Origin of the sequence: Mesorhizobium sp. M0701 (assembly GCF_040320365.1) — a bacterium.
Taxonomy (GTDB): Bacteria; Pseudomonadota; Alphaproteobacteria; order Rhizobiales; family Rhizobiaceae; genus Mesorhizobium.
This window is the reverse complement of sequence record NZ_JAMYPO010000004.1, coordinates 107,388-130,918: the sequence shown is the minus strand read 5'-3', so window position 1 is coordinate 130,918 and position 23,531 is coordinate 107,388. Positions and strand designations below refer to the sequence as shown.

General features: G+C 64.0%; 24 protein-coding genes and 1 pseudogene. 13 read left to right on the top strand and 12 right to left on the bottom strand.

Translation table 11 applies throughout. The annotated features are described in order from the left end of the window. Positions 1–9: 9 nt before the first annotated feature. The 3 genes from NKI24_RS06000 (at position 10) to NKI24_RS05990 (ending at position 1,705) form a co-directional block, all read left to right on the top strand. Positions 10–594 carry a prolyl hydroxylase family protein gene (locus NKI24_RS06000; RefSeq protein ID WP_352743898.1) on the top strand — a complete coding sequence of 195 codons (585 nt, stop codon included), beginning with the start codon at positions 10–12 and terminating at the stop codon, positions 592–594. Between the two features lie 28 nt (positions 595–622). Further along, the gene (locus NKI24_RS05995; protein WP_352590815.1) at positions 623–994 is read left to right on the top strand and encodes a hypothetical protein; all 372 of its coding nucleotides are present in this window, start codon (positions 623–625) and stop codon (positions 992–994) included. Between the two features lie 108 nt (positions 995–1,102). Beyond that, positions 1,103–1,705 (top strand): nucleotidyltransferase family protein, encoded by a 603-nt coding sequence (locus tag NKI24_RS05990; RefSeq protein WP_352451631.1) that lies wholly within the window; start codon positions 1,103–1,105, stop codon positions 1,703–1,705. 262 nt (positions 1,706–1,967) lie between these two features. Here the strand turns inward: NKI24_RS05990 and NKI24_RS05985 are convergent, their stop codons facing one another. Beyond that, positions 1,968–2,963 (bottom strand): aldo/keto reductase, encoded by a 996-nt coding sequence (locus NKI24_RS05985; protein WP_352744005.1) that lies wholly within the window; start codon positions 2,961–2,963, stop codon positions 1,968–1,970. 107 nt (positions 2,964–3,070) lie between these two features. Between NKI24_RS05985 and NKI24_RS05980 the strand changes: the two genes are divergently transcribed. The 5 genes and pseudogenes from NKI24_RS05980 (at position 3,071) to NKI24_RS05960 (ending at position 8,128) form a co-directional block, all read left to right on the top strand. Then, the gene (locus NKI24_RS05980) at positions 3,071–3,961 is read left to right on the top strand and encodes a LysR family transcriptional regulator (protein WP_352743896.1); all 891 of its coding nucleotides are present in this window, start codon (positions 3,071–3,073) and stop codon (positions 3,959–3,961) included. Positions 3,962–4,021: 60 nt separating this feature from the next. After that, positions 4,022–4,600: a cytochrome b gene (locus NKI24_RS05975; protein ID WP_352743894.1), complete on the top strand. Its 579-nt coding sequence runs from the start codon at positions 4,022–4,024 to the stop codon at positions 4,598–4,600. A gap of 68 nt (positions 4,601–4,668) precedes the next feature. Further along, positions 4,669–5,244, top strand: coding sequence for a YceI family protein (locus NKI24_RS05970; RefSeq protein ID WP_352743892.1), 576 nt, complete (start codon positions 4,669–4,671; stop codon positions 5,242–5,244). A gap of 181 nt (positions 5,245–5,425) precedes the next feature. Beyond that, positions 5,426–6,412, top strand: coding sequence for a Gfo/Idh/MocA family protein (locus tag NKI24_RS05965; RefSeq protein WP_352490432.1), 987 nt, complete (start codon positions 5,426–5,428; stop codon positions 6,410–6,412). A 58-nt stretch (positions 6,413–6,470) separates the two neighbouring features. Next, positions 6,471–8,128: pseudogene (locus tag NKI24_RS05960) on the top strand (FAD-binding dehydrogenase). Between the two features lie 165 nt (positions 8,129–8,293). On the opposite strand, the gene NKI24_RS05955 reads toward NKI24_RS05960, so the two are convergent. Further along, the gene (locus NKI24_RS05955; protein ID WP_352743890.1) at positions 8,294–9,040 is read right to left on the bottom strand and encodes a GntR family transcriptional regulator; all 747 of its coding nucleotides are present in this window, start codon (positions 9,038–9,040) and stop codon (positions 8,294–8,296) included. Positions 9,041–9,139: 99 nt separating this feature from the next. Between NKI24_RS05955 and NKI24_RS05950 the strand changes: the two genes are divergently transcribed. From NKI24_RS05950 to NKI24_RS05940, 3 genes are all read left to right on the top strand, one after another. Continuing rightward, complete coding sequence (locus NKI24_RS05950) at positions 9,140–9,727, top strand: autotransporter (protein WP_352743889.1); 588 nt, start codon at positions 9,140–9,142, stop codon at positions 9,725–9,727. Between the two features lie 121 nt (positions 9,728–9,848). Further along, a complete protein-coding gene (locus tag NKI24_RS05945) occupies positions 9,849–10,634 on the top strand; it encodes a DUF899 domain-containing protein (protein WP_023677589.1) in 786 nt (261 codons plus the stop codon). 94 nt (positions 10,635–10,728) lie between these two features. After that, on the top strand, positions 10,729–10,995 hold the full coding sequence (locus NKI24_RS05940) for a hypothetical protein (RefSeq protein ID WP_352743887.1): 267 nt from the start codon (positions 10,729–10,731) through the stop codon (positions 10,993–10,995). A gap of 46 nt (positions 10,996–11,041) precedes the next feature. On the opposite strand, the gene NKI24_RS05935 is transcribed toward NKI24_RS05940, so the two are convergent. The 7 genes from NKI24_RS05935 to bcoG form a co-directional block, all read right to left on the bottom strand. After that, positions 11,042–11,980 carry an alpha/beta hydrolase gene (locus tag NKI24_RS05935; RefSeq protein WP_352743885.1) on the bottom strand — a complete coding sequence of 313 codons (939 nt, stop codon included), beginning with the start codon at positions 11,978–11,980 and terminating at the stop codon, positions 11,042–11,044. 231 nt (positions 11,981–12,211) lie between these two features. Then, a complete protein-coding gene (locus tag NKI24_RS05930) occupies positions 12,212–12,994 on the bottom strand; it encodes a carnitinyl-CoA dehydratase (protein ID WP_352451620.1) in 783 nt (260 codons plus the stop codon). Continuing rightward, positions 12,987–15,065 carry an acetate--CoA ligase family protein gene (locus NKI24_RS05925; RefSeq protein WP_352451619.1) on the bottom strand — a complete coding sequence of 693 codons (2,079 nt, stop codon included), beginning with the start codon at positions 15,063–15,065 and terminating at the stop codon, positions 12,987–12,989. Before NKI24_RS05925 ends, NKI24_RS05930 begins: the two co-directional genes overlap by 8 nt. A 201-nt stretch (positions 15,066–15,266) precedes the next feature. Next, entirely contained in the window at positions 15,267–16,430 is a 1,164-nt protein-coding gene (locus NKI24_RS05920) for an acyl-CoA dehydrogenase family protein (RefSeq protein ID WP_352743882.1), read from the bottom strand. 4 nt (positions 16,431–16,434) lie between these two features. Continuing rightward, positions 16,435–17,508 (bottom strand): 3-hydroxyacyl-CoA dehydrogenase NAD-binding domain-containing protein, encoded by a 1,074-nt coding sequence (locus tag NKI24_RS05915; RefSeq protein WP_352451617.1) that lies wholly within the window; start codon positions 17,506–17,508, stop codon positions 16,435–16,437. Beyond that, a complete protein-coding gene (locus tag NKI24_RS05910) occupies positions 17,505–18,134 on the bottom strand; it encodes an HD domain-containing protein (RefSeq protein ID WP_352743880.1) in 630 nt (209 codons plus the stop codon). Before NKI24_RS05910 ends, NKI24_RS05915 begins: the two co-directional genes overlap by 4 nt. A 31-nt stretch (positions 18,135–18,165) precedes the next feature. Continuing rightward, complete coding sequence (gene bcoG, locus NKI24_RS05905) at positions 18,166–19,077, bottom strand: 3-dehydrocarnitine:acetyl-CoA trimethylamine transferase BcoG (protein WP_352451615.1); 912 nt, start codon at positions 19,075–19,077, stop codon at positions 18,166–18,168. A gap of 76 nt (positions 19,078–19,153) precedes the next feature. Between bcoG and NKI24_RS05900 the strand changes: the two genes are divergently transcribed. Then, positions 19,154–20,134 carry a GlxA family transcriptional regulator gene (locus tag NKI24_RS05900; protein WP_352451614.1) on the top strand — a complete coding sequence of 327 codons (981 nt, stop codon included), beginning with the start codon at positions 19,154–19,156 and terminating at the stop codon, positions 20,132–20,134. Between the two features lie 86 nt (positions 20,135–20,220). On the opposite strand, the gene NKI24_RS05895 is transcribed toward NKI24_RS05900, so the two are convergent. Both NKI24_RS05895 and NKI24_RS05890 read right to left on the bottom strand, forming a co-directional pair. Continuing rightward, positions 20,221–20,430, bottom strand: a complete 210-nt coding sequence (locus tag NKI24_RS05895; RefSeq protein WP_023680243.1) for a hypothetical protein — start codon at positions 20,428–20,430, stop codon at positions 20,221–20,223. Positions 20,431–20,595: 165 nt separating this feature from the next. After that, complete coding sequence (locus NKI24_RS05890) at positions 20,596–21,252, bottom strand: O-methyltransferase (RefSeq protein ID WP_352743877.1); 657 nt, start codon at positions 21,250–21,252, stop codon at positions 20,596–20,598. Positions 21,253–21,345: 93 nt separating this feature from the next. On the opposite strand from NKI24_RS05890, the gene NKI24_RS05885 reads away from it, so the two are divergent. Then, on the top strand, positions 21,346–21,978 hold the full coding sequence (locus NKI24_RS05885; protein WP_352744003.1) for a TetR/AcrR family transcriptional regulator: 633 nt from the start codon (positions 21,346–21,348) through the stop codon (positions 21,976–21,978). 130 nt (positions 21,979–22,108) lie between these two features. On the opposite strand, the gene xylA is transcribed toward NKI24_RS05885, so the two are convergent. Beyond that, positions 22,109–23,434: a xylose isomerase gene (gene xylA / locus NKI24_RS05880; protein WP_352634892.1), complete on the bottom strand. Its 1,326-nt coding sequence runs from the start codon at positions 23,432–23,434 to the stop codon at positions 22,109–22,111. Positions 23,435–23,531 lie beyond the last annotated feature (97 nt).

Here is a 23,531-nt window from a genome sequence, read left to right as displayed (position 1 = left end):
GATGCTCTGATGGACCACAAGCTCTCCATCAACTGGCTGGCAACGCATATCGGGACTGTCGATGGGTTCCTGGACGACCAGGAATGCGCCGATCTGATCGCCGACAGCGAACGGCGTGGTTTTGAGGCAGCCAAGGTAAACAGCGCCGGCGGCGCGAGCGTGATGACGGAACTCCGCAACAACGACCGTGTCGTTTTTGATGACGAGGATCTTGCCGACCTGCTTTTTGCGCGGGCGCGCCCGATGCTCTATCGCGGCCTCGGCGACTGGCGGCTGACTGGGCTGAATGAGCGTTTCCGCTTCTATCGCTACCGGCCGGGCCAGAAGTTCGATTGGCACAATGACGGCTATTTCGAGCGCAATGCCTCGGAGCGCAGCCAGTTTACCTTCATGATCTATCTGTCGGATGGATTTGAAGGGGGCGGAACCTCGTTTCGCGGCGAGATGCCGGGTTATGCCGGCACCAGCCTGGTGGTGAAACCCAGGAAAGGCATGGCGCTGGCCTTCTATCATCCGATCGAACACCGCGGCGACGAGGTGCTGTCGGGGCGCAAGTACATCATCCGAACGGACGTGATGTACAAGCGCCAATGAAACGCTGTCCGTTCTGCCGCTGAGCTAAATGCACCTGACCCCGCTGGAAGTGTTTTTCGTCAAGGAGTTCTGCCGTTCCGCCGGCGTTTCTCCTGACATGATGCGTGCGCTGAAAGTCAAAGACCGCAGCCGCGATCCTGTAGGGTTCATGACCACAATCGTTGCCTCATCGGTTCCCCCGGAATTGCGCTTTGAGAGTCGAGTGTTCAGTTCGCTTCGGGTAGCGTGCGTTGGACCTGACCAGCTTCTTTGCGGCATGGTGCTGTTCTTCGATGAGATTGAAGGAAAGCTAGATGCGATCGAAGGCTTTGTGTATGGCGAAGAATGGCCGTCAATCGAGGAGCCAGTCTTCTGGTCCGAGACCGACCGAACAATGAGCCTTGGGCGGGAGGGAAACTAGCCTGCAGAAATGGGCGTCACGACGCCCTTTCCGATAATTGCACAACGGATGGCGCGCTGAGGATCTAGAGGGGTTGCCGGCAGATGGCGAATCGCCGTCCAAGGGACGATGGACCATTTGCGCTATTCAGGGCTGCCCTTCGAGGAACAGCGTGCAGTCTTTCTCGATATCGTCTCAGCCGATCCGCTGGTCGGTGAGACGCTGTCGCGGGTACGGGTGCTAGGCCTGCCGGACTGGCTGGTCGTCTCAGGCGCGCTTTACAACAGCGTCTGGAATCATCTGACCGGAAAGCCCTTGGGGTACGGCATCCGGGATGTCGACCTGTTCTATTTCGATGAGAGCGATCTGTCCTATGAAGCCGAGGACACGGTCATCCGCCGGGCGGCGAAGCAGTTCGAAGGACTGACGCTGCCGGTCGAAGTGCGCAACCAGGCGCGGGTGCATCTGTGGTTTGAGGCGCGCTTTGGCGGTTCCTATCCCAGACTGTCGTCGTCCGCCGAGGCGCTGTCCTATTTCGCTTCGAAAACCCATGCGGTCGGCGTTAGATTCGGCACCGATGGGCAACTCGCGCTCGTGGCGCCGTTCGGGCTCGACGACATCTTCTCGTTTCGCGTTACCCCGAACCGTGCACTGGATAATCGGCAGACGCACGAGATGAAGGGCGCGCGTGCCAGGGAGAACTGGCCGGAGATCAGTGTCGTGCCTTGGTAGGAAATGTCGGCGCGAGGCACCCCCTCTGCCCTGCCGGGCATCTCCCCCTCAAGGGGGAAGATCGGATGTCGCCTCGGCTTTCGCCAATCACCGGCGCCGGAAGGGCGGGCAGGGCGCGGGAACTGCCAATCTCCCCCTTGGAGATGTCCGGCAGGACAGAGGGGCTGCCTCGCGCCGAGGTCTCACAACGCTTTGCATCGCACCGTATTAGTCAAAAAGGGGTGCCGAAACGCCCCGTTTCGATTACGCCGTCGATTGCCATTCACCCGTTAACCAGCGCCAGCAGCTCCTCGGTATAGCGCTTGCCGACCACCTTTTCCGGCGACAGGGCGTCGCCGATGGATGCCACCTCGGCCTGGCTCAGCACGATATCGGCTGCCGCCGTATTCTGCTCCAGATGGCGCATTTTTCGCGCACCAGGGATCGGCACAATGAAGTCGCCCTGATGCAGCACCCAGGCGAGCGCCAGCTGCGCCGGCGTCACGCCCTTCCCGGCGGCCATCTTTTCCAGCACGGCGACGACCGCCGCATTGGCCGCCATGGCGTCGGCCTGGAAGCGCGGCAACCCGCGGCGCCAGTCGTCGGCGCCGAGAACATCGGGCTTGGCGATCGTGCCGGTGAGCAGGCCGCGGCCGAGCGGGCTATAGGGGACAAAGCCGATGCCGAGCTCGCGGCAGACGGCAAACACTTCCCCCTCCGGATCGCGGCTCCACAGTGAATACTCGCTCTGCACCGCGGCGATCGGATGCACGGCATGCGCCCGGCGGATGGTCGCCGCACTCGCCTCCGACAGGCCGAGCGCCCGCACCTTGCCCTCGCGCACCAGCTCGGCCATGGCGCCGACCGTATCCTCGATCGGCACGTTGGGGTCGACGCGGTGCTGGTAATAGAGATCGATCACCTCCGTATCCAACCGCTTCAATGACGCTTCGGCCACGGCCTTGACATGCTCCGGGCGGCTATCGACACCGGCCATGCGCTCCATGCCGCTGCCTTCTTCGAGGATCTTGAAGCCGAATTTGGTTGCGATCGTCACCTTGTCACGCACCGGCTTCAGCGCCTTGCCGACCAGGATCTCGTTCTCGTAAGGGCCATAGACCTCGGCCGTGTCGAAGAAATTGACCCCGATCTCGACGGCATGGCGCAGCGTGGCAATCGCCTCCGCCTCCGGCTGGCCACCATAGGCAAAGCTCATCCCCATGCAGCCGAGGCCGACCGGGTAGACGTCAAGTTCATTGCCAAGCTTGCGGGTTTGCATCACGCGTGTCTCCTTGTTGTGATGGTTGTGATGCCGCAGAGATAGCGTCTTGCGCCGAGTTCGATAATCGGCTCTCATTTGCACGGGCTGTTCCAAGAAATAGATCAATGAAGCGAACCCATCTTTCACAGCTCGCGGTACTGGCAATGGTCGCCCAATGCGGCAGTTTTCGCGGCGCCGCCAAGGAACTGGCAATCGCGCCATCGGCGGTCAGCCACGCGGTGTCCAGCCTCGAAGCGCGCCTCGGCGTGCGGCTTCTGGCGCGCAGCACGCGCAGCGTCGCTCCGACCGAGGAGGGCGCGCAACTGCTCGAGCGCCTCAGGCCGGCGCTGTCGGAAATCGAGCTGGCGCTGGAATCGGCGATCGAGGCGCGCCACCGGCCGGCGGGCAATCTCAGGCTGACCGTGCCGCGCACCGCGGCCCATCTGGCGCTGACGCCGAGGCTCAGCGCCTTTGCGGCTGCCTATCCCGACATCGTGCTGGAGATCGTCATCGAGGACCGCTTCACCGACGTCGTCGAGGGCGGCTTCGATGCCGGTGTGCGACTGGGCGAGAGCCTGCAGCGCGACATGATCGCGGTGCGCATCGGACCAGACCTTCGGGGCGCCGTGGTCGGCGCGCCAGCCTACTTCGAGACCATGCCAAAACCGCAGCATCCGCGCGATCTCGCCGCTCACCGCTGCATCCGCTTCCGCTTCTCCAGCGGCATTCTCTACCGCTGGGAATTCGAGCAAAACGGCGAGGAGATCGAGATAGCGGTGCAGGGGCCGCTGATCCTCGACGAGGACCATCTGATTGCCAACGCCGCAGTCGACGGCGCCGGGCTCGCCTTCGTGTTCGAGGATTATGTCCGCGACGCGCTCGCCGCCGGCAAGCTCGTTCGCGTGCTGGAGGACTGGTGCCCGCGCTTCGACGGCTTCTTCGTCTATTACCCCAGCCGCCGCCAGATGCGGCCGGCGCTCAGAGCCTTTGTCGATTTTTTCAAGGTCGGCGAGTAAGCCAACCCTCCCCACAAGGGAGAGGTGGAAGAAAGCCGACCTGGCATTCGTTCACCGACCATGTCAGCACTGCCCAAAAACCAGACTGCCGGCTACGGCTGGACGGCGATCATCCTTCACTGGCTGATCGTGGCGCTCTTTATCGGCCAGTTCGTGCTCGGCTTCGTCATGGTGCGGCTGTCCAGCCAGCGCACCACCTTCGAGCTGATCCAGCTGCATAAATCCTTCGGCTTCCTGCTGCTTGGACTGGTCATCCTGCGCATCGCCTGGCGCCTAGGCAGACCGGCCCCGCCGCTGCCGCGCTCGGTCGGCCCGTTCGAGCGCCGGATGGCGCCGCTGGTCCATCTCGCGCTTTATGCGTTTCAGCTCGCTCTGCCGTTGTCCGGCTGGGCGCTGGTCTCGGTCTCGGTGCTGGAGATCCCGAGCGTGCCGTTCAATCTGTTCGTCATGCCCAATCTGCCGCTCGGTGAATCGGACACGGCAGAAAGCTTCTGGGCAGCGACGCACTGGTATCTCGCCTATGCGGGCATCGGACTTGTCGCTTTGCATCTCGCCGCAGCGCTGCGCCATCATTTCTGGCTGAGGGATACCGTGCTGACGCGCATGATCACGGCTTCGTCACATCACGACAGGGAATAGAGCGGACGGCTCATTCGTTGATGGGGCGAGGACGCAAGAAAGCGTTGCCTGCAAAGAGGGCCATTTCCATGTACGCGCGCATCTTCGGATTTGCGGCAGCCGCCGCTTGTTTTGCCATGCCTGTTTTCGCCGCCGTTGCCCTTGGCGAGGCGGCCGGCAGCTACACGATCAGCCCGGGGAGTTCCAGCATCCATTTCTCCATCGGCAAGCTCGGCGGCGGCGGGCTCGACGGTGCTTTCTCCCGCTTCAAGGGCAGTATCCTTATCGACAACAGCGATGTCGGCCGGTCCCAGGTCAATTTCACCATCTTCCCCGAAAGCGTCGGTACCGGCCAAAGCCGCATCGATGCCTTTCTCCGCTCGGACGCAGTCTTCGACGCGGCCAACAATCCGGAGATCCAGTTCCGTTCGACCAGCGTCAAACGCACCGGCGACACGTCAGCCCTTGTCACCGGCCGGCTGACGGCGCGCGGCAAGACCTTTCAGGAAAAGTTCACGGCCGATCTCGGTGGCCTCAAGGCGGGCACGATAAAATTCCACGTCACCGGCAAGGTGCTGCGGTCGCGCTACGGCATGGATGTCGGCACGCCGATTTACTCCAACGTCGTCGATTTCGACATGACGCTGACCGGCAAGCGGGGATAGTCTTTGCAGGACTGGGGTTCCTCTCCCCACTTCGTGGGGCGAGGAACCCAGGTTCCGCAAGGGCAGCGCCGGCATCCGGACAAGCCGCAGATGATCGCCCTGTTCGCCGCCATGCTCCCGCATTGGCTTTTCTCCTGAATTAGGGCAAACCTCCAGGCCTGCAATCGAGAGGAGAAATCTGATGTTCCGATGGGGTGTTTTGTCGACGGCCAAGATCGGCCGCGAGCAGCTTTTGCCGGCAATCGTCGAGGCGGAGAACGGCGTGCTGTCCGCGATTGCCAGCCGCGATCTGTCGAAAGCGCGGGCGCTGGGCGAACGCTTCGGTGCGCGCCACGCGTTCGGCTCCTATGAGGAGCTGCTCGCCTCCAGCGACATCGACGGCGTCTACATTCCGCTGCCGACCTCGCAGCATGTCGAATGGACGGCCAAGGCGATCGAGGCCGGCAAGCATGTTCTGGTCGAAAAACCGCTGGCGCTCGATGCCAAGGACATTCCGCCGCTGATCAAGCTGCGCGATGCCAGGAAGGTGCTGGTCTGCGAAGCCTTCATGGTCGTCTACCATCCGCAATGGATCAAGGTGCGCGAGCTGATCGCCAACGGCGCCATCGGCCGGCTGCGCCATGTCCAGGGCGCGTTCTCCTATTACAATGTCGACCCCAACAACATGCGCAACAAGCTCGATCTCGGCGGCGGCGCGCTGCCCGACATCGGTGTCTACCCGACAGTGTCGACACGCTTTTCGACCGGCAAGGAGCCGCTGCGCGTCCAGGCGACGATCGAGCGCGACAAGACGTTCGGCACCGACATCTATTCCTCGATCCGCGCCGATTTCGGCGACTTCGAGCTGTCGTTTTACCTGTCGACGCAGATGGCGGCACGCCAGGTGATGGTCTTCCACGGCGAGAAGGGCTTCATCGAGGTGTTCTCACCGTTCAACGCCGGACTCTACGACCATCATCGCGTCGAGCTGCACAACCAGAACCACAGCGAGGCGCAGGTGTTCCGCTTTCCCGGCACGCAACAGTACCGGCTCGAGGTCGAGGCCTTCGCGCGGGCGGCGCAGGGCGGCAAGGACCGCGTCTTCACCCTGGAAGAATCGGTGCTCAACCAGAAGGTCATCGATGCCATCTTCCGCGCCGGCGAGAAGGAAGGCTGGGAGGCAGTCTAGGCCGGCCATGATCCCAAAAAATGGGGACCGGTTTCTGGACGAGATCACGGCCAAATAGATGCCCGACGACGCGGATGTGATCATTGTCGGCGCCGGCCTTGCCGGTCTTGTCGCGGCGGCCGAACTGGCCGAGGCCGGCAAGAAGACCATCATTGTCGAGCAGGAGCCGGAACAGTCGCTTGGCGGCCAGGCGTTCTGGTCGCTCGGCGGCATCTTCCTCGTCGACTCGCCCGAACAGCGGCGCATGCGCATCCGCGATTCGTATGAGCTGGCGGTCGAGGACTGGCTGGCGCCGCAGCCTTCGACCGAACGGAAGATCTCTGGCCGCGCCGCTGGGCCGAGGCCTATGTCGGCTTCGCCGCCGGCGAGAAGCGCTCCTGGCTCATGCAGCGCGGCCTGAAATTCTTTCCGGTGGTCGGCTGGGCCGAGCGCGGCGGCGGCAATGCCGTCGGCCACGGCAATTCGGTGCCGCGCTTCCACATCACCTGGGGCACCGGCCCTGGCGTGCTCGAACCGTTCGTGCAGCGCGTACGCGAGGCCGAGAAACGCGGGCTGATCCGCTTCAAATTCCGTCACCGGGTCAACGAATTGACGCGGACGGGCAGCGTCGTCAACGGCGTGCGCGGCGACCTATTGGCGGCGAGCGATGCCGAGCGCGGCCGCAAGAGCTCGCGCGAGATCACCGGCGATTTCGAGCTGAAGGCGCAGGCCGTCATCGTCGCCTCCGGCGGCATCGGTGCCAATCACCAGCTGGTCCGGGAGAATTGGCCGAAGCGGATGGGCGCGCCGCCGAAACGCATGATCACTGGCGTTCCCGATCATGTCGACGGCCGCATGCTGGCGATCGCCGAAGCCGCCGGCGGCCGGCTGATCAACCGCGACCGCATGTGGCACTATGTCGAGGGCGTCAGGAACTGGGCACCGATCTGGACCGATCATGCGATCCGCATCCTGCCCGGCCCGTCATCGCTGTGGCTCGATGCGCGCGGCAAGCGCCTGCCGGTCCCGCTCTATCCCGGCTTCGACACGTTGGCCACGCTCAGCCACATCATGAGCACCGGCTTCGATCATTCCTGGTTCATCCTGACCAAAAAGATCATCCAGAAGGAGTTCGCGCTGTCGGGCTCCGAGCAGAACCCCGATCTGACGGGCAAGAGCTGGCGCCAGGTGCTCGGCCGCGCCACCAGCGGCGTGCCCGCGCCGGTCAAGGCGTTCATGGAGAAGGGCGAGGATTTCATCGTCGAGCCTGATTTGCCGGCGCTGGTCGCCCGCATGAACGCGGTGGCCGGCGGCGAGCCGCTGCTCGAACTGGCGCAGGTTGAGCGCGAAATCCGCGCCCGCGACCGGCAGCTCGACAATCCGTTCTCCAAGGACATGCAGATTACTGCGTTGCGCGGCGCGCGAGCCTATCTCGGCGACCGGCTGATCCGCACCGCAAGACCGCACAAGCTGCTCGATCCCGCCAATGGCCCGCTGATTGCCGTCAGGCTCAGCATCCTGACCCGCAAGACGCTCGGTGGGCTGGAGACTGACCTCGACAGCCGCGTGCTGGGCGCCGGCGGCCAACCAGTCGAGGGGCTGTACGCGGCGGGCGAGGCCGCCGGTTTCGGCGGCGGCGGCATGCACGGCTATGCGGCGCTCGAAGGCACGTTTCTCGGCGGCTGCATCTTTTCCGGCCGCAGTGCCGGACGGGCGGCGGCACGCGCGGTGGGGTGAAACAAGGCCCGCCGGCGGCCGTTGCGCCAAGGTGGCGGGTCGCACCGAATGGCCAACTTCCCTTAGAGCATTTTGCAGCCAAATGGAATCATTTGGCGTCCGCATAAATGCGGCAAAACAGATAGTTAGAGCGGGTTACCGGTTCCAGGAGAACCGGAACCGGCTCTAGGCGAAGGGCTGCAAATTGACGTCTTGAAGCTTGGAACCGGCAAGCAACGCCTCGAGCACCTGCTTCTTGAGAGACAGGCACTGCGAACGGGCAAGTTTGACGATGGCGGAAACCTCGCCTGCCTCGCAGGCAAGGACCAGCTCCTTTTGCTGGGCGATGATCAACTGGGTGAAGTCGCGGGATTTGAAGCCGAGGTGGAGAACCCGCGCCGACTGGTCGAGTATCTGGTCCAGCAGATGCGCCAGTCGTAAATTTCCCGAGAGCTCCGCAAGGGCCAGACGAAAGGCACAGTCGGCCGCAAGGAAGGCGACGTGGCTGCGTAGCGTCTCCGGCTTCAGCACCTTTTTCGCCGCCAGCCTGACATCCTCGAGCCCGCGCTCGGTCATGTTCGATGCCGCCACCCTGAACACTTCCGGTTCGATCAAGCTGCGGACATCGAAGATCTCGTTGACGTCCCGCAGGCTGAGCGTCGCAACGACGTAGCCGCGGCGCGGTTCGCTCCTGACCAGCCCTTCCTGCATCAGTCGGGCCAGCGCCGCGCGGATGGTCGCCTTTTTGATCTGGTACCGGTCACCGATCTGCTTCTCCGTCAGCGCTTCACCGGGGCGCAGCACGCAGGCAATGATGTCGTTCCTCAGCTGCTCATATGCCTGTTCCCTGCGAAGGACGTCGGCGGCCGACAGTGCTGTCGCCTCGACCGTGGCCGGCCTTGCCGGTTCGGCGGTCAACTTCGTCGTTTTCATATTCCGTCCGTCTGGCTGTCCGATTGACGCTGGCATCAGCATTCGCTAGCGTGAGCATCTCAGATTGATGATCTGAGCATCTCAGGGAGGATAACTGATATGCCTTTACCCGCCAACTCGCCTCTCTACGCCGTTGCCGATGATATCGTCAATGCCGCGAAGGGGCCAGATCCCCTCGAAGCGGTAAGGACGGTCCTGGGCGACTACACCAACCGCTTTCACGCATCGGGAACACTCGCTCACGAAGAAGACGACGACGAGGTGCTTCTGCATGCGAGTCCGAACCTGACGATCTATCACATCACTCTGTCGCCCGGCCTGCAGTACCCGCCTCACAACCACCTGATGGATGCCTTGATCGGCATCTACAAGGGCAGCGAGACGAACTTCATCTATCCCGTTGCCGGCAGCGAACTCGATGTTCCCGAAAGGCAGGACATCGCAGCGCCTGCCGTGGTGCACATGGCGTCAAATACCGTTCATGCGGTTGCGAATACGGGCGGTGCGCGATCGGTGCGCTGCATGTCTACCTCGGCGATCTCACACGAACCCACCGGCAGCTGTGGAGTCCGGACAGCAACCAGGCCGAGCCGTTTGACAATGATCGCTACCTGGCCGGCGCACGGCCAATTCAGCAGTCTGGGCACGAATGAGCAGAGGCGTCGCGGGCGGCGAAATTGGCCGTGATCAGCGGACCCGTCGGAATCGCGTCACACTTGTCACTCTCGCCAATCCGCTATCGCCCCTATCTTGGCTCACGACCCAACACGTCGCGCCTGCGGCGACAAACCAGCAAGGGAGATGCACAATGACGGCACATCAGAATGGCACAGGCGAGCAGACGACGCGGCTCGCGATGAAGACACCACCGGTCGTTTCGCCTGACGCGTGGGAGGCCGCGCGCCAGCAGCTGCTCGTGAAAGAGAAGACCGTGACCCGGGCTCGCGACGCACTGGCCGCCGAGCGCCGGCGGATGCCGTGGATGGCGGTGGAGAAGACATATACGTTCGAAGGGCCTGACGGAAAGGTGAGCCTGCTCGACCTGTTCGAGGGCCGCCGTCAACTGATCGTCTACCGCGCCTTCTTCGAGCCCGGCGTATTCGGCTGGCCCGACCACGCTTGCCGCGGCTGTTCGCTGGGGGCGGACCAGGTCGGCAATCTTGCCCATCTGAACGCCCGCGACACCACGCTTGCCTACGCCTCGCGCGCACCGCAGGCCGACATTGCGCGGCTGAAGGCGCGGATGGACTGGAAGATGCCCTGGTACACCATCACCGACAGCTTCGATGCCGATTTCGGCGTTGACGAATGGCACGGCCACAACGTGTTCATCCGCGACGGTGATCGCGTGTTCCGTACCTACTTCATCAACAACCGCGGCGACGAGGCGATGGGGACCGTATGGAGCTATCTCGACCTGTCGCCGCTCGGCCGCCAGGAAGTTTGGGAGGATTCGCCCGAGGGCTATCCGCAGACGCCGACGTACAAGTGGTGGAACTGGCACGACAATTACGGCGCCGAAGCCGTTCCCGACAAAAAGTGGGTCGAGGTGTCGGACGCCGGAGAGGCCGCGTTCCGGAACCGCACCGAATAGAACGTCTTTGGCGTCGCGCAAATGCGGCCAGGACAATTGGAGGAGCGGGATGCACGGTTCGACCGCATCCCGCTCGCTATGTAGGACTACGGACATGAGCGAGATTCATGCAGGCGGATCCACCGGCGATGCGAGCCCGGCCGGCCATAGTGCAGCCGATTGGCTGTCCTTTGCGGCCGCGCCGACCTTCGCAGCCATGGCGCTGCTGACGCTTCTCGGCGGCGCGCCGGACATGATGTGCTCGACCGGGCAAGAGGCGTCACCGCTGGGCGGCATGGTCCCGATGTACCTGCTGATGAGCGGCTTTCATTTAGGACCTTGGCTGAAGCAGGTTTCCGGCCGGCGACGCCGCCGCAAATAGAGCTGTACCGGCCGACAAAGGCCCGTTCTGGTCGGGAAGACATCCCTCACCAGATCCACTCGCCCCTTCCCAAAACCGCTACCGCATCGACAATCCGGGTAAAGCTCGAGCGGGCGCGGCCGGCCGTGTGCCTGGCGCGCAAATAGCCATGCACCAGCCCCGGCTCCTCGAGCCACCAGGCGCGCCCGCCCGCGGCAACGATGCGGTCGCGATAGGCTTCGCCGTCCGACGACAGCGGGTCGCATTCAGCGGTGATCACGACGGTGGGCGGCAGATTGGCGAACTCGGCGTCGGCGAGCGGCCACAGAGTGAGATCGCCGGTGCGATCCTCGCCACCGGTCCTGATGTCCCTGTAGAAAACGAGGTCGCGCGCGGTAAGCATCGGCGCTTCCGCGTGGGTGACGTAGGAACCGGCGGAGCTGTCGCCGCCGAGGCCGGGATAGACCAGAATCTGGCCGATCGGCTTGCGCGCATGGCCGCGCGTTGCGTGACTGACAGCGGCGGCGAGATTGCCGCCGGCACTGTCGCCGCAGAGCAGGACAGGACGCTCGTAAGTCGCCGCCGCCCATTCGAAGGCGCTGATGGCGTCGTCGAAGGCGGCCGGATGAAGGTGCTCAGGCGCCAGCCGGTAGTCGACCGAAACCACTTCATAGCCGGTGCGGCCGCAAAGCTCGGCGCAGAGGTCGTCATGGCTGTCGAGCCCGCCGAGGATAAAACCGCCGCCATGGAAATAAAGCACCATCGCCGAAGCTTCCGGCGCCGGAGCGCGGTAGACGCGGATCGGGATGTGCCAGGGTGTGGCAATGGCGGTGGTTTCCGCCGTGACGCCTTGGGGATAGCCGGCAAAGAACTCGCGGCACATCCGGTTATAGATCTCGCGCTGCTCGGCGACGGTGTAGTCGATCGTATCGGGCGGATAATAAGAATTGGTCCGCTCGATGAAGGCCCAGGTCTCGGCGTCGATGAGGGTTTTGTAGTCGGTCATGGGCGCTGAATGGATCGCAATGAATCCGCCTGAACACCCCCCTCTGGCCTGCCCTCTTTGCCACCACTTGGCATCTCCCCCTCAAGTGGGGAGATCGGCAGCTTCGGCGAAACCGCCTTTTCTCCGGCGTCGACAATTGGCGAAAGCGATGATGACGTCCGATCTCCCCCCTTGAGGGGGAGATGTCCGGCAGGACAGAGGGGGGTGAGCGCCATCATTCCTGCAATACCACTACTTCCCCTTCCACACCGGATCGCGCTTCTCGGCAAAGGCGCGAAAGCCCTCGAGATTGTCCTCCGAGCCGTAGAGTGCGTCAACCGTCGACAGTTGCCGGCGCGTCACCCGGTTCATGGCGTCCTGGAACGTCAGCGATTCTGCGACCCGGGCCGTCTCCTTGATCGCGGCGAAGACCAGCGGCGGGCCGCTGGCAAGCAGCCGCGCGATCTCCCAGACGCGGTCCTCCAGTCTTTCCTTGGGCAGCACCTCGTTGACCAGGCCCCAGCGATGCGCCTCGGCGACATCCATCCAGCGGCCGGTGAGCAGAAGGTCCATGGCGACATGGTAGGGGATGCGCTTCGGCAGCTTGATCGTCGCCGCATCGGCCAGCGTGCCGGCACGGATTTCGGGCAGGGCGAAGGAGGAGTGATCCGACGCATAGATGAGGTCGCAGGATAGCGCCAGTTCGAAGCCGCCGCCGACCGCCATGCCGTTGACGCAGGCGATCACCGGCTTGTTGAGGTCGCGCAGTTCCTGCAGCCCGCCGAAGCCGCCGACGCCGTAGTCGCCGTCGACGGCGTCGCCGCCGGCCGCAGCCTTCAGGTCCCAGCCGGCGCAGAAGAACTTGTCACCGGCGGTCTTGACGATGGCGACGCGCAAGTCGGGATCGTCGCGAAACGCCTTGAAAGTCTCGCCCATCAGCCGCGACGTCTTCAGGTCGATGGCATTGGCCTTGGGCCGGTCGAGCGTGACTTCGAGGACAGCGCCTTCGCGGCGGGTCGAAATGATTTCAGACATTCTTCTTGTCTCCATGCACCAGCAGCGCATCGGCGATCCAGGCGCCCTTGCCTTCGGTGCAGACGATCAGCGGATTGATGTCGAGTTCCTCGATCTCGCCGGCGTTTTGCAGCACGAAAGCGGCAATGCCCGATATCGCGTCGATTGCCGCCGCGACATCGGCCTTCGGCCGACCGCGATAGCCGTCGAGCAGCGGGAACAGTTTCAGCCCGCGCAAAGCGGCCTCGATATCGTCGCGGGTCGCCGGCAGCATCAGCGTGACGCTGTCGCGCAACAGCTCGACCAGCACGCCGCCGGTGCCGAGCGTCATCACGGCGCCGAACATCGGGTCGCGGGTGAAGCCGACGAGCAGCTCGGCGACGCCGTCGCGCACCATGCGCTCGACATAAAGGCCCGTGCCGAGCGGGCCGAGATCGTGGGCGGCGGTGCTGACGGATTCGGCATCCCTCAAATTGAGCCGGACCGCGTCGAGCTCGGACTTGTGGATGACGCCAAGGGCCTTCAGCGCCACCGGGAAGCCGAGCGCCATCGAGGAGATGACAGCTTCGACCGCGTTGCCGGCGCGCTCGCCCTTCGGCACGGGGAGCCCGGCCTCGATGAGCCGCGCCTTCGCCTCGGCCTCGTCCGGCGTGACATGGTCGCCGGCCGGCGCGCCGGACGCCGAAGTGTCGATCGGCTGCGCCTGCGGCTCGCGCCAGGCCCAGCCGATGAAGGCCGCCGCCTGGGCGGCGTCAATGGCTTCGGAGATGCCGAACAGCGGCACCATGCCCCGCGCCATAAGGCCGGCAGTGTATTCCTCGGGCAGGTTCTCCGGCAGCGAGGAGACGATCGCGCCTTGCGCGCTGTTGGTCTTCAGCGCCACTTCGAAGGCGCGCAGCGTCGCCCACCAGTCGGTGTCCGAGCAGCGGTCGGGGCGCGGGAAATCGAGCACCAGCATGTTGAGGTCGAAGCCGCCCGACACCATCGCGGTGAAGGTGGCGGTCATCGCTGGCTCGTTGTTCCAGATGAAGGTGTGGTAGTCGAGCGGGTTGGCCACCGCGACCAGCGGCCCGAGCGTCGATTTGACATGCGCGCGGTGCTCGGGGGTGAGTGGCGGAAACGTCACCCAGCGGCCTTCGGCGCTGTCGGCCATCACCGACGCCTCGCCGCCCGAACAGCTCATCGACGACAGCCGGTAGCCGGGCAGGGGGCCGGTGACGTGCAGCAGCTTGAGCGCCTCGATGAAGGCCGGGATCGAATCGATGCGGGCGATGCCGAGCCGCCTCAGGAAGGCGCCGGACGCTGCGTCCGAGCCGGCCAGCGACGCGGTATGGGAAACGGTCGCCTGCCGCGCCTGCTCGGAGCGGCCGACCTTCATGGCGATGACAGGCTTTTTCAGCTCGCGCGCCCGTGCCGCCAGCCTTTCGAAGCCGGCTACCGAATCGAAAGCCTCGATATGCAAGCCGAGCGCGGTGACACGGTCGTCCTCGATCAGGCCGAGCGCCATTTCGGAAAGCCCGGTCTGCGCCTGGTTGCCAGCGGTCATCAGAAAGGCGATCGGCAGGCCGCGCTTCTGCATCGTCATATTGATGGCGATGTTCGACGACTGGGTGATGATGGCAACGCCGCGACCGCCTTCTGGCAGCCTGATGCCGCCATGCTGGTCGGGCCACAAAAGCGCGCCGTCGGCATAGTTGATGAGCCCGTAGCAGTTCGGCCCGATGATTGGCATTTGGCCCGCCGCCGCGACCAGCTCGGCCTGCAGCCGCTCGCCGTCCTCGTCATAAGCCTCGGTTTCGAGGAAGCCGGCGGCGAAGCAGACCGCACCGCCGGCGCCGCGCTCGGCCAGTGCCTTGACCACTTCGATGGTCAAGTGCCGGTTGACGCCGACGAAAGCGGCATCCGGCGCACCGGGCAATTCGGCCACCGAGCGATAGGCCTTGCGGCCGGCGACCTCGGCCTTGCTCGGATGCACCGGCCAGATCTCGCCGGCAAAGCCCATCTTGATCGATTGCGCGACGACGGCGGCAGCCTGCGCGCCACCGAAGACCGCGATCGTTCGTGGGCGCAAAAGACGTTCAAGTTTGTGCACGAAGACCCCCCTCTGCCCTGCCCTCTTTGCCAAAACTTGGCATCTCCCCCTCAAGGGGGGAGATTGGCAGTTGGGCCGCCGGCCCGAGGCATGCAACGGCGACAATTGGCGAAATCAGAAATGGCGGCCGATCTCCCCCCTTGAGGGGGAGATGTCCGATAGGACAAAGGGGGGCGCGAAGGAATGCAGACATTGCGCTGTTCAGCCCCCGAACGGGCGCAGCAGCGCCCGCGAGATGATGTGGCGCTGGATTTCCGAAGTGCCTTCCCAGATGCGCTCGACGCGGGCGTCGCGCCAGATGCGCTCAAGCGGCAAATCGTCCATCAGCCCCATGCCGCCATGGATCTGGATCGCCTCGTCGGCGACGAAGGCAAGCATCTCGGTGGCCTTCAGCTTGGCCATCGCCATGTCCTGGTCGGTAACGGTGCCCTGATCGTACTTCCAGCCAGCTTCGAACACCATCAGGTCGGCGGCCTTCAGCTCGGTCGCCATGTCGGCGAGCTTGAACGACACGCCCTGGAACTTGCCGATCGGCTGGCCGAACTGCTGGCGCTGCGCGGCGTATTCGACGGCGTGGCCAAGCGCCCGCTCGGCGCGGCCGAGGCAGGTGGCGCCGACCTGCAGGCGCGTCGCGCCAAGCCATGAATTGGCGACGTCGAAGCCTTTGTGGACCTCGCCCAGAACCTGACTGGCCGGCAACCGGCAATCGTCGAATTCGAGGATGGCATTGGTGTAGCCGCGATGTGAGACGTTGCGGTAGCCGTCGCGAACGGTGAAACCCTTGGTGCCCTTGTCGACGAAAAAGGCGGTGATCTTCTTGCGTTTGCCACGCGAAGACTCTTCCTCACCCGAGGCCATGAAGACGATGGCGAAATCGGCGAGGTCCGCGTGGCTGATGAAATGCTTGGTGCCGTTCAGCACCCAGTCGTCGCCGCCTTGCACGGCGGTTGCCTTCATGCCGCGCAGATCGGAGCCGGCGCCCGGCTCGGTCATTGCCAGGCAATCCCATTTCTCGCCGCGAATGCAGGGAAACAGATATTTTTCGCGCTGCTCCGGCGTGCCGGCGAGAAGGATGTTCGAAGGCCGCGCCACGCAGGTCCAATGCAGCGCGTAATTGGCGCGGCCGAGTTCCTTTTCATAGAGCAGCCAGGTCACCGTATCGAGCCCGGCGCCGCCGACATCGGCCGGCATGTTGGCGGCATAGAGGCCGGCTTCGATCGCCTTGGCCTTGATCTCCTCGATCAGCTCGCGGCGCAGCACGCCGGTACGCTCCACTTCGCGCTCATGCGGGTAAAGCTCGTTCTCGACGAAGGCCCGCGTCGTCTCGACGATGAGCTTCTGCTCCTCCGAAAGACCAAAATCCATGGTCTCAGCCTTTCTTCCTTTTCTTCGGCTTTTCAGCCTTGGCCTTTTCGGCCGCCTTGGAGGCGGTGGGCTTCTTCGCCGCAAGCTTGGCCAACTGCCTGGTGTAGTCCTTATGCAGGGCGCCGGCACCCCAACCTTTGCCTTTGTTCTGCTTCGACAGTGCCTCCATGATGGCGACCAGATTGTCGTCGCGGATCTTCTCGAGATCGCGGATCGACAGACCGTGCGCCTGGTCGTCCGACTGGGTCGCGATCAGCTCGACCAGCTCGTCGTTGAACTCCGGCACGTCCATCAGCTTGGTCCACGGCCATTTCAGGCACGGGCCGAACTGCGCCATGAAGTGGCGCATGCCGGCCTCGCCGCCGGCGACGCGATAGACCTGGAACATGCCCATCTGCGCCCAGCGCAGGCCGAAGCCGTAGCGCATGATGTCGTCGAGCTCCTCGACCGTGCAGATGCCGTCCTTGACCAGCCACAGCGCCTCGCGCCAGGCCGCTTCGAGCAGCCGGTCGCCGACGAACGCTTCGATCTCCTTGCGGATCACCACCGGCTTCATGCCGATCGAGGCATACATCTCCTTGGCGACTTCGATCGCCTCGGGAAAGGTCTGTTCGCCGCCGACGATTTCGACCAGCGGCAGCAGATAGACGGGGTTGAACGGATGGCCGACGACCAGCCGCTCCGGGTGCTTCTTCATCGCCACCTGCATGTCGGTCGGCTTGATGCCGGAGGTGGAGGATCCGACAATGGCGTTGGCCGGCGCATAAAGGTCGATCTCGGCCAGCACGCGGTGCTTCAGGTCGAGCCGCTCCGGCACGCTTTCCTGGATGAAGTCGGCGTCTGCCACCGCCTCGGCGATCGTCTTGGCGAAGGTAAGCTTGCCCTCCTTCGGCAGGCCGCCGGGCAGCATCTGCTTGTAGGCGCGTCGCGCTCCCTTCATCACCTCGCCGACCTTGCGTGACGCCTCGGGGTCGGGATCGAAGATCGACGCGTCGATGCCGTTGAGCAGCAGCCGCGCCACCCAGCCGGCGCCGATGACGCCGCCGCCGATGGCGGCCGCCTTGTTGATGATGCTCATGCGGAGGCTCCGGTTCTTGTCCTGGCTGTTGCGGGGTCGGTGAGGGCGACGCGCTCGCCGGCACGGATCACGGACGCGTCATAGGCCTTGCGCGCGAACACTTCGAGCAGGAAGGGCCGGAAGAAATCGATCGGCAATGTCTCGTAATCCGGGTCGAAGCTCGACTGATCCCAGCGTTCGCAAAACTCATCGCAATCGTCGAAGTAGATGTGCCCGGCGAAACGGTCGCGGGCGTGTGGATTGCCGCCGAGGTGGTGGGCGTAATAGAGGCGCTGGAAATCGCCGTGCTTCTCCACCACCCAGGTGCATTGCTCGCGCACAAAAGGCTTCAGGATGGCGGCTGCATACTCGTCGTAGTTATAGGGCGCGTAGATGTCGCCGATATCGTGCAGCAAGGCGCAGGCAATCCAGTCGGTGTCGGCGCCGTCGCACCAGGCCCGTGTTGCCGCTTGCAGCGAATGGCCGAGCCGGGTGATCTTGTAGCCCGAGAGGCCCGCATCAAGCTGGACGAGCGCGTCGAGCAGCCGCTCGCCGGTCTTTGCCGCATAGTCGGTCTCGTGCTCGGTGAGGAAGGCATAGTCCTCGCGGTCGCCGTCCTTCATGGCGGTGAATTTCACGGTCTTCATCAGCGGCTCCTCCCAACCGGCTACCGGCTTTTCAAAGCGGTGCGCGCTTCGTCAGGTTCAGCTTCTTGCGGACTTCGTCCGGGCCGATGACCCTGGCGCCCATATTCGACACGATGCTGACCGCCCGCTCGACCAGCTGCGCATTGGTCGCCAGCACGCCCTTGTCGAGCCAGAGATTATCCTCCAGTCCGACGCGGACATTGCCGCCGGCCAGCACCGCGGCCGCGACATAGGCCATCTGGTTGCGGCCAATGGCAAAGGCCGACCAGTTCCAGGTCGACGGTACATTGTTGACCATGGCCATGAAGGTGTTGAGGTCGTCCGGCGCGCCCCACGGCACGCCCATGCACAATTGCACCAGCGCGTCCGGCTTCAGCACTTCTTCCTCGACCAATTGCTTGGCGAACCACAGATGCCCGGTGTCGAAGGCCTCGATCTCCGGCTTGACGCCGAGCGCCGTCATCATGCCGCCCATGGCACGCAGCATGCCGGGCGTATTGGTCATGACATAATCGGCCTCGGCGAAATTCATGGTGCCGCAATCGAGCGTGCAGATTTCCGGCAGGCACTGGCGCACATGTTCCATGCGGTTGCTCGCGCCGCCCATGTCCGTGCCTTTTTCGTTCAGCGGCAGCGGTTTCTCCGGCGGGCCGAATACCATGTCACCCCCCATGCCGGCGGTCAGGTTCAGCACCACGTCGACGTCCGCCGCGCGGATGCGCTCGGTTACTTCGCGATAGAGATGCACGTCGCGCCTAGGCTTGCCGGTCTCGGGATCGCGCACGTGGCAGTGCACGATCGCCGCACCCGCCTTTGCCGCCTCGATGGCCGAATCGGCGATCTCTCTGGGCGAGCGCGGCACATGCGGGCTGCGGTCCTGCGAACCGCCGGACCCGGTCACGGCACAGGTAATGAAAACCTCACGGTTCATCGCTAACGGCATCGGACTCTCTCCCAATAGAACGTAGGGCAAGAATGCCTGACTTGCCGGAAACTGTTTTGCGTTTTACGAAGATCGTGTGACCAAAAACGAAAAACCGACGATCTTTCGGGCCGAGCGTTTGCCGCTCAAGGTAACGCTGCTGGTATTCTCCGGCTCGTCGATCATGTGCGTCGCCTCGGCCGTCGATCCGTTGCGCGCCGCCAACCGCATTGCCGGTGAGACGCTGTTCGATTTCAGGCTGGTCTCGGTGACAGGCGAGGCGCCGGTCACCACATGCGGCCTGCCGGTGGCGGTCAGCGGCCGCTTCGATGCGGCTGACACAACCGATATGCTGGTCGTCGTCGCCGGCTTCGGCACGCAGAACTACGCCACATCGGCCCTGCTGTCCGGACTGCGCCGGGCGGCGCGCGCGGCACGCGCCTGCGGCGGCGTCGAGGCCGGCACCTGGCTGGTTGCCCGCGCGGGTCTGCTGGAGGGGCGCAGCGCCACCACCCACTGGGAGGACATGGAGGATTTCTCGTCGGCCTTTCCCGGCGTCGACGTGCGGCCCGACCGCTACGTCATCGATGGCCCGGTGTTCACCACCGGCGGCGCCTCGCCGACCTTCGACCTGATGCTGCATCTGATCCGCACGCGGCTCGGCATGGCCGTGGCGCTCGATGTCGCGAGCGTCTTCATCTACGACCAGGCGCGCGCCGCGACGGACGCGCAACCGCTGGTCTCGCTCGGCCGTCTCGACGGCTACGATCCCAGGCTGGCGCAAGCCATTCGGCTGATGGAAGCGCATGTCGACCAGCCGCTGACTATCGCCGCCGTGGCAAAGCGCGCCGGGGTGACGGCACGGACGCTGGAAAGCATCTTTCGCAAGTCGATCGGCGAAACGCCCGGCGCTTATTACCTCAGGCTGCGCCTCGGCGCCGCGCGCCGGCTGGTGGTCGACACGCGCATCGCCATGGCGGACATTGCCGGGCGAACGGGGTTTTCGTCCGCCGCGGCATTTTCCAGAGCGTTTTCAAGAGCGTTCGGCGAAGCGCCGGTCAGGCTGCGTCGGGGATAATGCATGTCGCCCAAAAGCCTGGCCACGGGCTTGACCCGAGGGTGCGTAGCGGTTTTGGGATAACGACATGCATAGGCAAAGGTAGATCAGGCAGCGTCCTGGCGGTCGCTGCTGCCGTCGATCTGCGAGCGCATCTGTCTCGCAAGATGGGTCTCGAAGCGGCTGGCGACCGCGCGATCCCATTCGTTTGCACTCAGCGCACCTTGTTTCGGGTGCGGCAGCGCCATCAGCCGGTCGATGATCGATCCAGCCTCGCCAGATGAGAGCAGGGCGTCGATTTCGCGTTCGTGCTGCATATCGTTTCGCCTCCTTCTTTCTGAATCCCGCCACGAACCACACTATAGGAGGTTCGTGACGGCTGTTTGAAGGCAAGAGCGAGCGATTGATGGGCGATGCCGGGCAAAGTTTTGTCCGCCGCCGCCCATCTTGGGCACGATCGTTCCGGCAGGTCAGGCAGTGCTTCAGCCAAGCCGCATCGACAGTTCAACATCCTCGCCGAACGGCGTGGACATGTAGCCACTCCCGGTCGAGCGCACCCGCTCGAGGTATTCGGGGCAAAGATCTGCGTTGTCGGCAACGACGAAGGCGCCCGGCCTGAGGCGGCTTTCAACCAGACTCAAGATCTCGGGATAGAGCGCTTTGGCGCCGTCGAGCAGAAGCAGGTCGACGCTTTCGGGAAGATCGACGCTTAATGTTTGCAGCGCGTCTCCTTCGCGGATTTCCACCATGTCAATGAGACCGCCCGCTGTCAGGTTACTCCTCGCGCGCGCGACCTTGGATGGCTCGAACTCGCTGGTGATCAGGCGGCCGCCGCCATTGTCCCGCAAGGCTGCGGCAAGGTGCAGGGTCGAGATGCCGAACGAGGTTCCAAATTCAACGATCGTCCGTGCGCCGCTGCCTCGTGCCAGCATGTAGAGCAGCGTGCCGGTCTCTCGCGAGACGGGAAGCCAGAGGTCCTTTAGCCGCCCATAGAAATCGAGGTATTCGGTCTTGCTTCGAACCAGCCGCATCCGCTCCTCGGCGGAGAGTTCCGCCACTGCAGGGCTCGTTGCGGCAGCGGCTTCCTCGAACAGGCGGTCCAGCAGGGGCGCGAGCGGCTTTGTCGTCAGTGTGGTCATATCGGTCTCCAGTCGGAATGGAATGCGTTCTTGTGCGGCATTCAAAATACGACTAATCATTCGCATTCACTAATCGCATTGGCGCGCCCCTCAATGAGCGATCACCGAAGCTCCCGGATTTCCTCGCGAAAACAGCCCCAGCAAGCCCGCTCGGCGGAGCTCGTCGCTGCGATTTTGCAGGCTGCTGTTCAGGTTTTGGCGAGGGAAGGCGCGCAGCGCTTCACCACGGCGCGGGTGGCCGAGAAGGCCGGTGTCAGTGTCGGATCGCTGTATCAGTATTTTCCGAACAAGGCGGCGATCCTGTTCCGGCTCCAGAGCGACGAATGGCGGCAGACGACCGATTTGCTGCGCGACATCCTCGAGGACGTCAGGAAACCGCCGCTTGACCGGCTGCGCGCCCTGGTCCATGCCTTCCTCCGCTCGGAGTGTGAGGAGGCTGCGGTGCGTGTGGCGCTCGACGACGCCGCACCGCTTTACCGCGACGCGCCCGAGGCGCAGGCGGCGAGGGCGTCCGGAGACCGCACCATCCAGCTCTTCATGCAGGAGGCGTTGCCAAACGCCGCGCAAGTGACTCGCGAATTGGCCGGCGACCTGATCATGACGACGCTCAGCACGGTGGGGAAACAGTTCTCGGAGACGCCTCGAACGCCCAAGGAGATTGAAGTCTACGCCAACGCCATGGCCGACATGTTCTGCGCCTACCTGAGAGGCCTCGATCACGGCTAAGGCAAATGCCAGGCCCGGTCAGCAAGCAGGGCGAAGTTTCGCACGGGGCAAACCTTGTTGGTTTCAGCCCCGCGGAAAACCGCCTTTATCCGCGGCCGTTCGAACAATGCGGCCGCGAACCGGGTACGCCTCAGACGTACCGGTTGACGATGTTCTCGAGTAGCTCCTGGCGGCCGGATCTGGGCTGCGGCTCGATCTTCTCCTTGACGACGCGCTCGGCGATTTCCTCCAGCGTGCGCTTGCCGGCAAGCATCGCCTTGGCCTCGGCCGAATCCCAGCCGGCATAGCGCTCGGCGAGCGGGGCGGACAGCGCCTTGTCCTCGACCATGCGCGCTGCCGCCTTGAGGCCGCGAGCGCAGCAGTCCATGCCCCCGATATGGCCGATCAGCAGATCCTGCGGATCGAGCGACTGGCGCCTGAGCTTGGCGTCGAAATTGGTGCCGCCGGTCTTGAAGCCGCCGGCCTGCAGCACCTGGTAGTAGGCCAGAGCCATCTCCGGCACATTGTTGGGGAACTGGTCGGTATCCCAGCCCGACTGGTAGTCGTTGCGGTTCATGTCGATCGAACCGAAAATGCCGAGCGCATTGGCCAGCGCCAGTTCATGCTCGAACGAATGGCCGGCCAGGATGGCGTGGCCCTGCTCGATGTTGAGCTTGACCTCGTTCTCCAGTCCGAAACGCTTGAGGAAGCCATAGACGGTGGCGACGTCGTAATCGTACTGGTGCTTGGTCGGCTCCTGAGGCTTCGGCTCGATCAGGATGGTGCCTTCGAAGCCGATCCTGTGCTTGTAATCGACGACCAGGTTGAGGAAACGGCCGGCCTGTTCCTGCTCGCGGGCAAGGTCGGTGTTGAGCAGCGTCTCATAGCCCTCGCGGCCGCCCCACAGCACGTAGTTCTCGCCGTTCAGACGCTTGGTGACGTCGATGCAGTGTTTCACCGTCGCCGCCGAATAGGCAAAGACGTCCGGATCGGGATTGGTGGCGGCGCCTGACATGAAGCGGCGGTTGGAGAACAGGTTGGCCGTGCCCCACAACAGCTTGACGCCGGTCTGCTTCATCTTTCCCGAGAAGTAATCGGCGATCTCGTCGAGCCGCGCCGCACTTTCGGAAAAGTCCCGGCCCTCCGGCCGCACGTCGGCATCGTGGAAGCAGAAATAAGGCGCACCCAGCAGCGAAAACATCTCGAAGGCGACGTCGGCCTTGAGTTTGGCCAGCTCCATGGTGTCGGTGCCGCCGGCCTTTGGGAACCATGGCCGCTCAAACGTCTGGCCGCCGAACGGATCGCCGCCCGGCCAGGCAAAGGAATGCCAATAGGCGACGGCAAAGCGTAGATGGTCTTCGAGCCGCTTGCCGGCGACAATTTCGTCGGGATTGTAGAACCGGTAGGCCAGCGGATTGGTCGAATCCGGTCCCTCATATTTGATCTGTTGGATGTCGCCGAAAAAACCGCTGCTCATGTTCTTTCCTCTCGCATGGTCCGGCCTGATTACCTCAGGCGTAATTGGTTTCGCGCTGACGCTGGTCGAAAAGGCTCATGTCAAAGCCACCCAACGA

Coding starts and splice junctions, on each gene's coding strand:
- NKI24_RS05940 (WP_352743887.1), top strand. CDS start 10,729: ATGAGCGAGATTCATGCAGGCGGATCCACCGGCGATGCGAGCCCGGCC.
- NKI24_RS05945 (WP_023677589.1), top strand. CDS start 9,849: ATGACGGCACATCAGAATGGCACAGGCGAGCAGACGACGCGGCTCGCG.
- xylA (WP_352634892.1), bottom strand. CDS start 23,434: ATGAGCAGCGGTTTTTTCGGCGACATCCAACAGATCAAATATGAGGGA.
- NKI24_RS05890 (WP_352743877.1), bottom strand. CDS start 21,252: ATGACCACACTGACGACAAAGCCGCTCGCGCCCCTGCTGGACCGCCTG.
- NKI24_RS06000 (WP_352743898.1), top strand. CDS start 10: ATGGACCACAAGCTCTCCATCAACTGGCTGGCAACGCATATCGGGACT.
- NKI24_RS05995 (WP_352590815.1), top strand. CDS start 623: ATGCACCTGACCCCGCTGGAAGTGTTTTTCGTCAAGGAGTTCTGCCGT.
- NKI24_RS05910 (WP_352743880.1), bottom strand. CDS start 18,134: ATGAAGACCGTGAAATTCACCGCCATGAAGGACGGCGACCGCGAGGAC.
- NKI24_RS05885 (WP_352744003.1), top strand. CDS start 21,346: ATGAGCGATCACCGAAGCTCCCGGATTTCCTCGCGAAAACAGCCCCAG.
- NKI24_RS05970 (WP_352743892.1), top strand. CDS start 4,669: ATGTACGCGCGCATCTTCGGATTTGCGGCAGCCGCCGCTTGTTTTGCC.
- NKI24_RS05950 (WP_352743889.1), top strand. CDS start 9,140: ATGCCTTTACCCGCCAACTCGCCTCTCTACGCCGTTGCCGATGATATC.
- NKI24_RS05975 (WP_352743894.1), top strand. CDS start 4,022: ATGTCAGCACTGCCCAAAAACCAGACTGCCGGCTACGGCTGGACGGCG.
- NKI24_RS05920 (WP_352743882.1), bottom strand. CDS start 16,430: ATGGATTTTGGTCTTTCGGAGGAGCAGAAGCTCATCGTCGAGACGACG.
- NKI24_RS05980 (WP_352743896.1), top strand. CDS start 3,071: ATGAAGCGAACCCATCTTTCACAGCTCGCGGTACTGGCAATGGTCGCC.
- NKI24_RS05985 (WP_352744005.1), bottom strand. CDS start 2,963: ATGCAAACCCGCAAGCTTGGCAATGAACTTGACGTCTACCCGGTCGGC.
- NKI24_RS05965 (WP_352490432.1), top strand. CDS start 5,426: ATGTTCCGATGGGGTGTTTTGTCGACGGCCAAGATCGGCCGCGAGCAG.
- NKI24_RS05990 (WP_352451631.1), top strand. CDS start 1,103: ATGGACCATTTGCGCTATTCAGGGCTGCCCTTCGAGGAACAGCGTGCA.
- NKI24_RS05955 (WP_352743890.1), bottom strand. CDS start 9,040: ATGAAAACGACGAAGTTGACCGCCGAACCGGCAAGGCCGGCCACGGTC.
- NKI24_RS05915 (WP_352451617.1), bottom strand. CDS start 17,508: ATGAGCATCATCAACAAGGCGGCCGCCATCGGCGGCGGCGTCATCGGC.
- bcoG (WP_352451615.1), bottom strand. CDS start 19,077: ATGCCGTTAGCGATGAACCGTGAGGTTTTCATTACCTGTGCCGTGACC.
- NKI24_RS05930 (WP_352451620.1), bottom strand. CDS start 12,994: ATGTCTGAAATCATTTCGACCCGCCGCGAAGGCGCTGTCCTCGAAGTC.
- NKI24_RS05935 (WP_352743885.1), bottom strand. CDS start 11,980: ATGACCGACTACAAAACCCTCATCGACGCCGAGACCTGGGCCTTCATC.
- NKI24_RS05895 (WP_023680243.1), bottom strand. CDS start 20,430: ATGCAGCACGAACGCGAAATCGACGCCCTGCTCTCATCTGGCGAGGCT.